The sequence below is a fragment of the Roseixanthobacter finlandensis genome, from assembly GCF_043195105.2.
Lineage (GTDB): Bacteria > Pseudomonadota > Alphaproteobacteria > Rhizobiales > Xanthobacteraceae > NCEH01.
Genome location: NZ_CM195536.1, coordinates 199,189 through 213,056, shown reverse-complemented (window position 1 = coordinate 213,056; position 13,868 = coordinate 199,189). Strand labels below are relative to the sequence as shown.

At 66.8% G+C, this 13,868-nt stretch carries 7 protein-coding genes and 1 pseudogene; 6 read left to right on the top strand and 2 right to left on the bottom strand.

What is annotated here, in order from left to right; genetic code table 11:
- Positions 1 to 258: 258 nt before the first annotated feature.
- On the top strand, positions 259 to 1,065 hold the full coding sequence (locus V5G24_RS01075; RefSeq protein WP_394078713.1) for a transglutaminase-like domain-containing protein: 807 nt from the start codon (positions 259 to 261) through the stop codon (positions 1,063 to 1,065).
- Positions 1,066 to 1,318: 253 nt separating this feature from the next.
- Here the strand turns inward: V5G24_RS01075 and V5G24_RS01070 are convergent, their stop codons facing one another.
- Positions 1,319 to 4,705, bottom strand: coding sequence for a DNA translocase FtsK (locus V5G24_RS01070; protein ID WP_394078711.1), 3,387 nt, complete (start codon positions 4,703 to 4,705; stop codon positions 1,319 to 1,321).
- 575 nt (positions 4,706 to 5,280) lie between these two features.
- Here V5G24_RS01070 and fumC point away from each other — a divergent pair.
- The 3 genes from fumC (at position 5,281) to V5G24_RS01055 (ending at position 9,779) form a co-directional block, all read left to right on the top strand.
- Positions 5,281 to 6,684: a class II fumarate hydratase gene (gene fumC, locus V5G24_RS01065; RefSeq protein ID WP_394080303.1), complete on the top strand. Its 1,404-nt coding sequence runs from the start codon at positions 5,281 to 5,283 to the stop codon at positions 6,682 to 6,684.
- A gap of 158 nt (positions 6,685 to 6,842) precedes the next feature.
- Entirely contained in the window at positions 6,843 to 8,483 is a 1,641-nt protein-coding gene (locus tag V5G24_RS01060; RefSeq protein WP_394078709.1) for an NAD-dependent malic enzyme, read from the top strand.
- A gap of 6 nt (positions 8,484 to 8,489) precedes the next feature.
- On the top strand, positions 8,490 to 9,779 hold the full coding sequence (locus V5G24_RS01055; RefSeq protein ID WP_394078707.1) for a threonine/serine exporter family protein: 1,290 nt from the start codon (positions 8,490 to 8,492) through the stop codon (positions 9,777 to 9,779).
- A gap of 495 nt (positions 9,780 to 10,274) precedes the next feature.
- Here V5G24_RS01055 and V5G24_RS01050 read toward each other — a convergent pair.
- Positions 10,275 to 10,952, bottom strand: a pseudogene (locus V5G24_RS01050) (GntR family transcriptional regulator); the annotation flags it as partial.
- A 214-nt stretch (positions 10,953 to 11,166) separates the two neighbouring features.
- On the opposite strand from V5G24_RS01050, the gene V5G24_RS01045 reads away from it, so the two are divergent.
- Together V5G24_RS01045 and V5G24_RS01040 are read left to right on the top strand one after the other, a co-directional pair.
- On the top strand, positions 11,167 to 12,294 hold the full coding sequence (locus tag V5G24_RS01045) for a zinc-dependent alcohol dehydrogenase family protein (protein WP_394078705.1): 1,128 nt from the start codon (positions 11,167 to 11,169) through the stop codon (positions 12,292 to 12,294).
- A gap of 264 nt (positions 12,295 to 12,558) precedes the next feature.
- On the top strand, positions 12,559 to 13,860 hold the full coding sequence (locus tag V5G24_RS01040) for an ABC transporter substrate-binding protein (protein WP_394078703.1): 1,302 nt from the start codon (positions 12,559 to 12,561) through the stop codon (positions 13,858 to 13,860).
- Positions 13,861 to 13,868: the final 8 nt, after the last annotated feature.

The following is a 13,868-nucleotide window of genomic DNA, read 5'->3' as shown; positions in this document are numbered from 1 at the left end:
CCAGCCATTTTCCTGCCGAGCGCGACAATCGTCGAACATTTGCGCCGGATGATGCTAGTCTTGCATCGCAAGATACGGGGTGACGAACCGGCAGGCGACATGCTGGCACGCGCCCAGGATCGCGCCGCAACGGCATCCCGTTCAGACAAGATCCCGTTCAGACAAGATCGCGTTCACCTTGCAAGATCACGTTCACCTTGCCGGCGCGCCGGGCAGCGGCTCTCACAGCCCTGCGCGCGCCGGTGCCGGAGATTTTCGATGAAGATTCACGCCGGCTATCGGATCGCTTATGACTGCCCCCAGCCGACCCCGATGATCCTGACGCTGAGCGTGCATCCCTCGCGGGTCGGCGACCTGCTGAATCCCGACCGGGCGATGTTCGATCCGCCGATCCCGGCCAACACCTATCACGACATCTTCGGCAATTTCTGTCACGTCATCAATGCGCCGGCCGGCCGGCTGACCATGTACACCGATTTCACGATTCTGGACGCAGGCGAGGCGGACATCTGCGCGCCGCATGCCCAGCAGCATGCGCTTTCCGACCTGCCGGTGGATGTGCTGCTCTATCTGCTCGGCAGCCGCTATTGCGAGACCGACCGCTTGTCCGACATCGCATGGTCGCTGTTCGGGCATGTGCCCAAGGGCTGGCCGCTGGTCAGCGCCATCTGCGATTTCGTGCACCAGCGCATCACCTTCGGCTATGTCCATGCGCGCCCGACCAAGACCGCGTTCGACGCCTATAATGAGCAATGCGGCGTGTGCCGCGACTTCGCCCATCTCGCCGTCGCCCTGTGCCGCTGCATGAACCTGCCGGCGCGCTATTGCACCGGCTATCTCGGCGACATCGGCGTGCCGCCGGACGGCTCGGCGATGGATTTCAGCGCCTGGTTCGAGGTCTATCTCGGCGATCGCTGGTATACGTTCGATGCCCGGCACAACAAGCCGCGCGTCGGCCGCATCCTGATGGCGCGCGGGCGCGACGCCACCGACGTCGCCATCGTCACCTCGTTCGGCCCGTGCACGCTCGCGAGCTTCCAGGTGACCGCCGACGAGGTGGCCTGAGGAGATTCAGCGGCGCGAATGTCATTCTTTCACCAGCCGTCGTCTTTTGCGCGTCATGGCCGGGCCTGTCCCGGCCATCCACGCCGACGCCGACCCCACCGGTCTTGAACGGCTGGCACCAGCGGTGCCGCGTGGATGCACGGGACAAGCCCGTGCATGACGATGCTCTGCTGCAAGCGCGCCAAGCCGACTGTGCCTCGGTCCTGAGCCGCCTCAGGGACCGCCCGGCGGCGGCCCCTGCTTTCAAGCCGGCTCAGAGCGTGCGGGCGCCGGTGAGGATCTCGCGCTTGCCGGCGTGATTGGCGGGGCCGACGATGCCCTCGGTCTCCATCCGCTCCATGAGGCTCGCCGCCTTGTTGTAGCCAACCTGGAGCCGGCGCTGGATATAAGAGGTCGAAGCCTTGCGGTCGCGCAGGACGATGGCCACCGCCTGCTCATAGAGATCGCCGCTGGCTTCCCCGAGCGCGCCCTTGTCGAACACCGCGTCGTCGCCCTCGCCGATCCCCTCCGCGTCATCCTCGCTGGTGACGGCGTCGAGATATTCCGGCCCGCCCTGGGCTTTCAGGTGGGCCACCACCTTTTCCACCTCGCCGTCGGACACGAACGGCCCGTGCACGCGGGTGATGCGCCCGCCGCTCGCCATATAGAGCATGTCGCCCTGGCCGAGCAACTGCTCGGCGCCCATCTCGCCGAGAATGGTGCGGCTGTCGATCTTGCTGGTCACCTGGAACGAGATGCGGGTCGGGAAATTGGCCTTGATGGTGCCGGTGATCACATCCACCGAGGGACGCTGGGTCGCCATCACCAGATGGATGCCCGCGGCCCGCGCCATTTGCGCGAGGCGCTGGATGGCGCCTTCGATTTCCTTGCCGGCGGTCAGCATCAGGTCGGCCATCTCGTCGACGATGATGACGATGAACGGCAGGGCGGTGAGGTCCATGTCCTGTTCCTCGAACAGGGCCTCCCCGGTCTCCTTGTCGAAGCCCACCTGGACCTGGCGCTTGATGATCTCGCCCTTCGCCCGCGCTTCCGCCATGCGGGCGTTGAAGCCGTCGATGTTGCGCACGCCGAGCCGCGACATCTTGCGATAGCGGTCCTCCATCTCGCGCACCGCCCATTTGAGCGCGATGATGGCCTTCTTCGGATCGGTGACGACCGGCGTCAGCAGGTGCGGAATGCCCTCATAGACCGAAAGCTCCAGCATCTTCGGGTCGATCATGATCAGCCGGCAGGCCTGCGGCGAATGCCGGTAGAGCAGCGAAAGGATCATGGTATTGATGGCGACCGACTTGCCGGACCCCGTGGTTCCGGCCACCAGCAGATGCGGCATGCGGGCAAGATCGACGATCACCGGCGCGCCGCCGATGGTCTTGCCGAGCGCGATGGCGAGCTTGGCATGGGCCTCGTCGAGATGCGGTCCCTCCAACAATTCGCGCAGCCATACGGTGCCGCGCCGCCGGTTCGGCAGTTCGATGCCGATGACGTTGCGCCCCTCCACCACCGCCACGCGCACCGACACCGCGCTCATGGACCGTGCAATATCCGCCGCGAGGCCGATGACGCGGCTGGACTTGGTGCCCGGCGCGGGCTCGAACTCGTAGAGCGTCACCACCGGGCCGGGATTGGCGTCGATCACCTCGCCGCGCACGCCGAAATCCCGCAGGGTCTGCTGGAGGATGGCCGAGCTCTGGTCGAGGAATTCTTCCGAAAGCTCGAAATCCGGCTCCTGCACCGGCGGTTCGCGCAGCAGCGCGAGCGCGGGCAATTCATAGGCCTCGTCCTCCTCCCCGGCATCCAGCGCGCGCGACGGCACGGCGGGGACCGGCGCGGCGGACGATGCGACCGGCACTGAGGGAGGGTTCGCGAGGGGAGCGGCGGGCGACGGCGCGGGCGACAGGGGCATGGCCATATCGGACCGGAAATTCAGGCCCTGGAACGCCCAATGGAACGACGCCCCGACGATGGCGGACAGCGGTTCCAGGGGAAGCGGCGCGGTCGCCGGGGCCGGAAGTTCGGCGGCGACGTCCACAGGCGCAATCGCCGGCTCGGCGATGGTGGACGGGACCGGGGCCGCGGCTGGGGGAAGTGCGAGGGGCGAGAGCGCGAGGGGTGGGAAGGCTTCGTCCATCCGCGCTTCGTCCGCCTGCGCTTCGTGCGTGCGCTGCTCGTTCGCCAAAGCCTCGTTCGTCGAGGCTTCGTCCGCCATCATCGCCGCGACCGGAGCCGTATCGGCTGGCCCTTCGTGCGCGGTCTCTTCGCGCGCTGTTTCTTTGCGCCCGGTTGCTTCGTCGAATCCGCTTGTTTCTTCGTCCGCCATTGTGTCCGCCGTCGCGTCGCGCGGCGTGAGCACGGGCAGCAGATCCTGTTCCGTAGCGGGGCGCAGGCTGAACCCTTCGCCGAGGCAGAAGAGCCGGCCGAGCTTCAGCAGCGTCTGCGGCAGGGCGCGCGCGGGGCGCGGTTCGGACGGCGCCTCGGGACCCTCCGGTAAAGGAGCATCTTGCAAGAGAGCGTCCTGCAAAGGCACCTCCTGAAAGAGAGCGTCTGCCGGCGCGGCGACGTGCATCGCGTCCACCGCTTCCGGCGTCAACTCCTGCCCGGTGGTACCGTCCACGACGTCATCGCGCACGGCAGAGGCGGACGCATGCGGGGACACGCCATCTTCGGGTGCACGCGCGGCCGGGACCTCGCACACGGCGGCAGCGAGGATCTGTTCTTGCAGCGCGGCCTCTTCCGGCGCTGCATTTTGCGGCATCGAATCCTGCGGCATCGCATCCAGCGGCGCGGCGATCTCGTCGCTTCCGCTCCCGGCGGCCTCGCCTGCGTGCCCTTCGATGGCGTGCGCCGCGCGGTCCGGAGCGTCCATGTCCGGGACGGCGCTCACCGGGAGGTCAGGGCCTTGGACGTCTCCGACCTGGACTTCGGCTCCCAGGACTTCGCCTCCCAGGACGTCGCCCGCCAGTGCCTTGCCCTCTTGGATGTCGCGGCTTTGGCCTTCCCTCTCCTGGCTCGCGGCCACTTCAGCGCCCACCGTCTCGGCCGGCGTATCGATACCGTGCGCATCCTCGGCCGGCGCCAACGCGATCTCGCTGCGCTCCGCCGGCGCCGACGCGGTGGTCTCCGCGAGCTCCGTTAACGCGACGGCGGAGACGTCCCCGACGGCCGCGCGCAGGGTTTCCAAGGCCACCGCCGGTTCCGCCGCATCGCTCCACGCCATGCTGGCGGTCTGAGTCTCGGGCTCGGTTTCCTCCACCAGAAAGCGCCAAGTAGGGCCAGAGGTGGGGCCGGAAATCGCGCCGGGGCTCGGTGCTGCGGGGGCGGAAACGGGCGCCTCGGGCGCCATCGCCTCGCGGGCGACCGGCGGTGCCTGCACGGGAGGGGCGGACGTCACCTTGGGCGATTCGCCCATGCCGTGGCGGGTGCGCAGGAAATGGTCCGGCGTGCGGGTGAAGCGGGTGTTCTCATCCAGCGTGAACGGGCGCAGCCAGCTCGGCACCAGTTCCAGCGCGACCCAGGGCGAAAAGGCGGCCTCTCGGGCCTCCTTGGGCAGCAGCGGACGGCCCGCCGGCAGCGCGGCGCCGGCCGGCGCGGGGTTGAAAAAGGATGGCTCGTAGGTTCTGGGAGGGCGGTTTGAAGAAGGCATGATCGTCCATGACCCGGAGGGCCGGCCGAGCCGGCCGCGTTGTCTCCAGGGATACGGAGTGCGGCGTTAACAGGAGGTTTTAGGAGGCCGCTTCGCCCACAGGCGGAAGAGCGGGAAAGCCGGATTTGTTTGGCGGCGCACAAATGTCGAATTTTTCCACCACGCATCGAAGCAACGACTATTTTCGGCCGCACCCAACTTATTAACCATAAGCTTTTTCACGGACCGTGTTGAAAAACAACAGCGGTGCAGATAGCGTCCATTATAACGTCTTTTGTTCGGCTTTTCTCTCCCGTTCGGATTATCGCCTCATGAGACGCGCGCCCATTGCAGCCGCCGAAATCCACGGCCTCGCCGCCGCTGCGACGGGCGCGTGGACGGCCGCGTGCGCGGGCAATGCGCAAACCAGAGATGCACGCGCCCGGCGTGCCGTGCCGGCCATCCGCGCTGCATTTTCCCCTTCAAGACCCGCCTGTCCAACCGCCCTCCGGGACACCTGACCGCCGCGCCGGCGTGCTCGTCTCGAAGGCCGATGCCCCTCGCAATCCCACCTCAGAGGTCCTCACGTGACTGACATGCGCAAGGAAACCGACAGCCTCGGTGAAGTCGATGTCCCGGCGGACAAGCTGTGGGGCGCACAGACCCAGCGCTCGCTCGAGCATTTCAGCATCGGCACGGATCTGATGCCGCGCGAGATGATCGCCGCCTATGCCATTCTCAAGAAGGCGGCGGCGCGGGCGAACCATGCGGGCGGGCGCCTCCCGGAAGAGCCCTACAATCTGATCGTGCAGGTGTGCGACGAATTGCTCGCCGGCGAGCACCGGGACATGTTCCCGCTGCACGTGTGGATGACCGGCAGCGGCACCCAGTTCAACATGAACGTCAATGAGGTGATCTCCAACCGCTGCTGCCAGCTCGCGGGCACGCCGCTCGCCAGCAAGGCGCCGGTGCACCCGAACGACCATGTGAACATGTCGCAGTCGTCGAACGACAGCTTTCCCTCGGCCATGCACATCGCGGTGGGCGTGAACGCCACCCAGCGCCTGATCCCGGCAGTGCAGGCGCTGCACGACGCGATCTCGGCCAAGGCCGAGGAATGGGCGGACATCGTCAAGATCGGCCGCACCCACATGCAGGATGCGACCCCGCTCACGCTCGGCCAGGAATGGTCCGGCTATGCCGGCATGCTGGCGGACGATATCGAGCGCCTTCAGGACGCGCTGAAGGGCGTCTACCGCCTCGCCCTCGGCGGTACGGCGGTCGGCACCGGTATCAATGCGGCGCCGGGCTTTGCCGAGGCGGTGGCGGACGAAATCGCGACCCTCACCGGCCTGCCCTATGTCACCGCGCCGAACAAGTTCACGGTCCAGGGCGCCCATGACGCTCTGGTGCAATTCTCCGGCACGCTGCGCACGCTCGCCGCCTCGCTCTACAAGATCGGCAACGACGTCCGCCTCATGTCGTGCGGCCCGCGCGCCGGCTTTGCCGAGCTGATCATCCCGGAGAACGAGCCCGGCTCCTCCATCATGCCCGGCAAGGTCAACCCGACCCAGGCCGAAGCGCTCACCATGATCGCCGTGCAGATGATGGGCAACGATGTCAGCGTCGGCTTCGGCGGCGCCAGCGGCTATCTGGAGATGAACGTCTATAAGCCGTTGATCATCTTCAACATCGCCCATTCCATCACCATCGCTTCCGACGGCTGCACCAATTTCCGCAAGTTCCTGGTGGAGGGCACCAAGCCCAACCGCCGGAAGATCCAGGAATATGTCGACCGCTCGCTGATGCTGGTAACCGCGCTCGCCCCGGTCATCGGCTACGACAAGGCCTCCAAGATCGCGCACCACGCCATGGACAACGATCTCACCCTGAAGGAAGCGGCGCTGGCGCTCGAATTCGTCACCGAGGAAGAATTCCTGCGCGTGGTGGATCCGGCCAAGATGGTGAAGCCCTATGTCGCGCAGGAGGAAGGCCACTGAGCCTTCCCGAAACGGCCCAGCCGCAGGCGGCGCCGCGAAGAGTCATCAGGCGGTGCAGCCGAGGGCCGCGCCGCAAACCTTCGCCAGGCGGCGGCGCCATCCAGCGCCCCCTGCTTCGACTAAACGCAGCAAGATCAACCGCTTTCCGGAGGTTCCCCATGCCCGCGCCGAGCAACCAGACCGCCCCGCAAGGGGCCGCGCTGCTTCACAACCCCATCCTCAATCGCGGCAGCGCCTTTGCCGTGGAAGACCGGGCGCGGCTCGGCCTGGAAGGCTTCCTGCCGCCGGTCGCGGATACGCTGGAAACCCAGGTCGCCCGCGTCCACCTGCAATTGGCGCAGCTCGACAATGACCTCCAGAAATACCTGCTGCTGAGCGACCTCCAGGCGCGCAACGAAACCTTGTTCTATGCGGTGCTGATGTCCGATCCGGCGGTGTTCATGCCGCTGGTCTATACTCCGACGGTGGGCGAGGCGTGCCAGAAGTTCGACCACGTGCTGCGCGCCACGCGCGGCATGTACCTGCCGATCACGCTGAAGGGCCGCCTGAAGGAAGTGCTCTCCCATTGGCCGCAGGCGGACGTGCGCTTCATCGTGGTGACCGACGGCGAGCGCATTCTTGGGCTCGGCGATCTCGGCGTCGGCGGCATGGGCATCCCAGTGGGCAAGCTCTCGCTCTATACCGTGTGCGCCGGCGTGCCGCCGGAGCTGACCTTGCCGATCACGCTCGACGTCGGCACCAATAATGCGGCGCTGCTGGAAGACCCGCTCTATCTCGGCCTGCGGCAGAACCGCGTGCGCGGCGCCGAATATGACGCCTTCATCGAAGAATTCGTCACGGCAGTCACCGAGCTTTATCCCCGCTGCTGCCTGCAATGGGAAGATTTCGCCAATATCAACGCGGTTCCGATCCTGGAGCGCTACCGGGACAAGATCTGCACCTATAATGACGACATCCAGGGCACGGCGGCGGTCGCGGTCGCGGGCATCTATGGCGCGCTGCGCATCTCGAAGCAGAAGCTGACCGACCAGACCTTCCTGTTCCTCGGCGGCGGCTCGGCGGCCACCGGCATCGCCGAATTGATCAGCCAGGCCATGGTGCTGGAGGGTGCGACGATCGAGGAAGCGCGGGCGCGCAACTGGCTGTTCGACGTCAACGGCCTGATGGTGAATTCCCGCACCGACATCGCCGGCTTCCAGAAGCCGTTCGCCCACGACCATGCACCGGTGAGTTCGTTCGTGGAGGCGATCGAGGCGATCCGGCCCACCGGCATCGTCGGGGTGAGCACGGTGCCGAAGCTGTTCAACCAGGCCGTCATCCAGGCCATGTCGAAAATCAACGCGCGGCCGATCATCTTCCCCTATTCCAATCCCACGTCGCGCTCGGAATGCACGGCGGACGAGGCCTATCGCTGGTCGGAGGGGCAGGCGATCTTCGCCAGCGGCAGCCCGTTCGCGCCGGTGGAGCTCGCCGGGCGCACGTTCGTGCCGGGCCAGGGCAACAATGTCTATATCTTCCCCGCCATGGGCATGGCGGTGCTGGCCACCGAGGCCACCCGCGTCACCGAGGCCATGTTCATCGTCGCCGCCAAGGCGGTGGCCGAGCAGGTCACCGACGCGGATCTCGACAAGGGCCTGATCTATCCGCCGCAGAGCGACATCCGCAAAGCCTCGCTCCATGTGGCGGTGCGCATCGCCGAATATGTCTTCGACAACGGTCTCGCGCAGGTTCCGCGCCCGGCCGATATCGCGGCCCATATCGCGGCGCTCGCCTATCTTCCCGCCTATCCTCCGGTCTGAGGCGCCATGATGCTACCTGCTCCGGCGTCCTCCCCCGATGACGCCTTCGCGCTCGTCTGTGCGGCCGCGAAACTCCTCTATGCCAACGGACAGACCACCGAGCGGACGGTCCAGAACGCGGAGCGGTTCGCCCGCGCGCTCGGCCTTCGCGTCACGGTCTTTCCCACCTGGGGCGAGCTGGTGATTCGCATGGAGGCGCCGACCGCCTCCGGCCTCTCGCGCGTGGAGGCCATCGCCGCCGCGCCGGCGGGGGTGGACATGAACAAGGTGACGCTGACGCTCGGCGTCATCGACCGGGTGTGTGACGCCCGCCTGGACGCGACGGGGGTCCGCGCAGAGCTGGAAGCCATCGCCGACCTTCCCCCGGCCTCGACGCTGCGCTTCGTGGTGCTGGCGGCGGCCGGGGCGGCGGCGCTTTCCGTCATCTTCGGCGCGGCCGATCTTACCACCCTGGCGCTGGTCGCGCTCAGCGCCGGAGCGGGCGCGGCGCTGCGGCGCTTTCTCGCGCACATCGCGAAGAATTTCCTGGCGCAGCCCCTGTGCGCCGCCTTGCTCGCGGGCGGCGTCGCGGCCGCGGCCTCCCACCTGCTGCCGGGCGCCAATCTCTATCTGGTCGCCCTGTGCCCGTGCATGGTGCTGGTGCCGGGCCCGCATCTGCTGAACGGCGCGCTGGATCTCGCCCATATGCGCATCGGCCTCGGCGGCGCCCGCTTCGGCTTCGCCGGCCTGATCATATTGCTGATTTCCGTGGGGCTGATCGCCGGGCTCGCGCTCGGCGAGGCGGGCCTGCCCGCGCCGGGGTCATCGGCGCCGGTTCCCCTCGCCTATGACGTGATCGCCGCCGGCATCGCCGTCTCCGCCTTCGGCACGTTCTTTTCCATGCCGTGGCGCACGCTGCCCATCCCCGTCGCCATCGGCATGATCGCCCATGCGAGCCGCTGGCTCGCCATCGCCGACGGCGCGAGCCTTGCGGGCGGGGCGCTGGTGGCGTGCCTGATCGCGGCGACCCTGGTGACGCCGATCGCGAACCGCCTGCACCTGCCGTTCGCCGCCTTCGCCTTCGCCTCGGTGGTCTCGCTCATTCCCGGCGTGTTCCTGTTCCGCATGGCGGCGGGCATGGTCGCCCTGCTCAATACCGGCCCCGCGGCCGCGCCCGCCCTGCTGCTGCCGCCGATCCAGGACGGCACCACGGCGGCGGCGATCCTGCTGGCCATGGCGTTCGGCCTGATCCTGCCAAAAATGCTGCTGGAACGCCTGTTCCCCAAATGGGCGGGCATGCCGGCGCACCAGGCTTAGGACCGATCGACATTCAGCGGCGTGGCGCATCGTCGAGGCGCCTGACGTCGGGTGCGCGCGATTGTCTTTCTTTCACCGGGCGTCATCTTTACGCGTCATGGCCGGGCGCGTCCCGGCCACCCACGCCGGGCCGACCCCACCGGTCTTGAACGGCTGGCACCAACGGTGCCGCGTGGATGCACGGGACAAGCCCGTGCATGACGATCTCTCCTGAACAGCGTCACGCCATGAATGTCGATCGGCCCTAGGGGTGGTGCGCCGCACCCTTCCCGCGACAGAGCCTTAGCGGCGAGCCGCCCGCGCCGCGCCGGCCTTGACGGCCGCCGGCTGATCCTTGATCGGCGCGTTCTTGACCGGCGCGTTCTTGGCCGGCTTATCCTTCAGCGCTGGGGCCGTGAGCGGGCTCGCCATCAGCAGTGCGGCCGTGAGCGGCTGATCCTTGAGCGCCGTGCCCGTCACCGGCCGGCGCGGGGATTTCGGCGGGGCGGCGGGCGTTGACGCAAGGCTGCCGTCCAGCACCGCGAGGGCGACCTTCGCGGCTTCCTGGATATGCAAACGGCAGGCTTTCTCCGCCGCATCCCCGTCGCCGGCCGCGATGGCGTCATAGATATCGCGGATTTCAGCGATGCTGCGCGCCAGCCTGCCGGGCTGGGTCATGGAGGTCAAGCGCAGCAACGTGATGCGATTGTGCAGGCCGGTGAGCATCTGCGTGACGAAGACATTTTCGGCGCCGCCCATCAGCACCTTGTAGAACTGGCTCTTCGCCTCGATAAGCGCCAATTGCTCGTTGCCCTTCACCGCCTTCACCAGCGCCTTGACGGTCTTGTCGAGCGCCTTCACCGCCTGCGGATCTTTGCGCTCGGCGAACTGCCGGCCGGCATAGCCTTCCAGCAGGGCGCGAATCTCATAGAGCTGGCGTGCCTCCTGCGCCGAAATGCTGCTGACGATGGGCCCGCGATGGGGGATGGTCTGCACCAGCCCTTCCGCCTCGAGCTGGCGCAACGCCTCGCGAATGGAGGTGCGCCCGACGCCGATCAATTCGCACAGCTCGCGCTCGACCAGCCTCTGGCCGGGTTTGAACAGGCCTTTTGCGATGGCGGCGCGCAGCTTTTCTTCCACCATGAGGCGCAATGTTGCCGCTTGGCGTGTGATGTGTAGATCCTGATTGTCCATCGCCCGGCCTGACAAACGTGCGGTCCCGTTTTGCCATAACAGGCATGGCCTTCAAACCGCTGTCAATCGCACCGGAAAATATTGTCTGATTGACTGATAGATTTGGCGCCGATAATTTTCCCGCACCGGCCACCCGCGGCGGCACCAAGCCGGCGAGCAAGCCAGATCAAAATGCCGGGGCAGCCTTGTGCTGGAAACACTCATCGAGGAAGCCATGCGTATTCGCGCCGCCGTCCTGCGCGCCTCGCCCGTCGAGCGCCCCTATGCCGTGAACAAGCCCCTGAGCATCGAGATCATCGAGCTGGACCCGCCCGGCGCGGACGAAGTCCTGGTCAAGATCGCCGCCGCCGGCCTTTGCCATTCCGACCTTTCCGTGATCAACGGCGACCGCCTGCGGCCGACCCCCATGGTCATCGGCCATGAATGCGCCGGCGTGGTGGAGGAGGTCGGCGCGGGCGTCAGCGACCTGAAGCGCGGCGACAAGGTGGTGATGAGCTTCCTGCCCACCTGCGGCCATTGCATGCCGTGCATGGAGGGGCGCGCCCAATTGTGCGAGCCGGGCCACGCCGCCAACGGGCGCGGCACGCTGCTGTCCGGCGCGCGGCGATTCCATTGCGACGACGGCGCGCAGCCCTATCATCACAGCGGCGTTTCCGCCTTCGCGGAATATGCCGTGGTCTCGCGCCGCTCGGTGGTGAAGATCGATTCGGACATTTCGCTGGTGGAAGCGGCGCTGTTCGGCTGCGCGGTGATGACCGGGGTGGGCACCGTGGTGAACACCTGCAAGGTGCGCCCCGGCGACAGCGTGGCCGTGGTCGGCCTCGGCGGCGTCGGCCTGTCCTCGGTGCTCGGGGCCGTGGCGTGCGGCGCGACGCGCATCGTCGCCATCGATCTTGCCCAGGACAAGCTGGACCTCGCCCTGGAGCTCGGCGCCACCGACGCCTTCCTCGCCACCGATCCGGACATCGTGGAAAAGGTGAAGGCGGCGACCAAGGGCGGCGTGGACCATGCCATCGAGATGGCCGGCTCGGTGCGCGCGTTCGATCTTGCCTACAAGATCACCCGGCGCGGCGGCAAGACGGCGACGGCGGGGCTCGCCAATCCCAATTCCCAGATCACCTTGCCGCCGGTCAACCTGGTGGGCGAGGAGCGCACGATCCACGGCAGCTACATGGGCAGCTGCGTGCCGTCGCGCGACATCCCCCGCTTCATCGCCCTCTATGAGCGCGGCAAGCTGCCGGTGAACCGCCTGCTCTCCGGCACTGGCCCGCTGGAGGAGATCAACGCGGCCTTCGACCTGCTCGACCAGGGCAAGGTGGTGCGCCACGTGATCACCTTCTGAGATGGCCTGAAGGCTTCACTCGCAGCGGACCGACATCGCCCGAAATGCCCGGCCGCGCGCCGGGCATCCCTGCGTTTGCGCGCCCTTGCAGGCGCTCGCCGGCGCCGATTTCCCCCCCGGTTTCGCGCCGTTTCCCACAGCCTCCCGCGCGGCGGCGCCTTGCCGCTCAAGAAACCCGTTTTGTCATGTTGACGGATTGTCTGATAGCAGGCAATCTTCCCGCAAGATCAGCGACAAGCTGCAGGTTTCTTGGAGGAGACGTTCATGATTGCAAAGGCCGCCATGGCTGCGCTCAGCGCTGCCGTACTCGCGATTACGCCGGCATCCGCGGTTGAAAAACCCAAGGAGCTGGTGATCGGAATCACCACCTTCCTGTCCGGTCCCGCCTCGGTGTTCGGGGTTCCGGGAAAGAATGCGGCGGACATGCTGATCGCCGATATCAACGCCAAGGGCGGCATCCTCGGCGTGCCGGTTCGGGCCATCGTCATCGACGAAGGCGCCGGCGCCAACCAGCTCATGTCGGAATATCGCCGCGTGGTGCTGAACGAGGGCGCGCAGGTCATGCTGGCCTCGGTCTCGAGCGCCAATTGCCTCGCACTCAGCCCGGTGGCCGAGGATCTGGAAGTCCCGAACATCCTGTGGGATTGCAGCTCGCCCCGCATCTTCGAGGACAATAAATACAAATATTCGGTGCGCACCCAGGCGCATACCGGCGCGGAAATGCTGGCGGCGGCGCTGTATCTCGTAAAGAATAAGCCGAACTTCAAGACCATCGCCGGCGTGAACCAGGACTACGCCGCCGGGCGCGACCAGTGGGGCCTGTTCCTCACCGCGCTCAAGGCGCTGAAGCCCGATATCCAGGTGGTGGCGGAGCTGTTCCCGAAGTTCGGCGCGCCGGATTATTCCACCGAGATTTCCCGCCTCCAGGCGCTGAAGCCGGACGTGGTGGTGAACACCTCGTGGGGCGGCGATCTCGACACCTTCGTCCAGCAGGCGGCGGCGCGCGGCTTCATGACCCAGAGCACCTTCGTGCTGCCGCTCGGCGAAAGCTCGCTGGAGCGCCTGGGCGACGCGGTGCCCCCCGGCGTCATCATCGGCGGACGCGGCGATCATTACTTCCTGCACCCCAAGCATCTCAAGGACGCGGCGTTCCAGGACTTCGTGAAGCGCTATCATGACAAGACCGGCGCCTATCCGATCTATCCCGTGTTCCACATGGCGCAGGCGATGGCCGCGCTCCAGGACGCCTATGTGAAGGCCGCCAAGGACAATAACGGCCAGTGGCCTTCCAAGGATCAGCTGCTCGCCGCGTTCCAGAACCTGAAGTTCCACGGACTCACCAGCGACGTGACCATCCGCGCCGATCACCAGGGCCTGGAAGACCAGCTCATCGGCACCACCATCCGCGTGCCGCAATATCCCTTCGCGGTGCTCGACAACATCTCGATCTATCCCGGTGCGCTCGTGACCACGCCCATCGGCGATAAGTCGGCCGACTGGCTGAGCAAGATCAAGCCCGCGATGGCAAACAACCCGTCCATCGAAACCTTCGCCGCGGCGAAGTAAAGGGATCG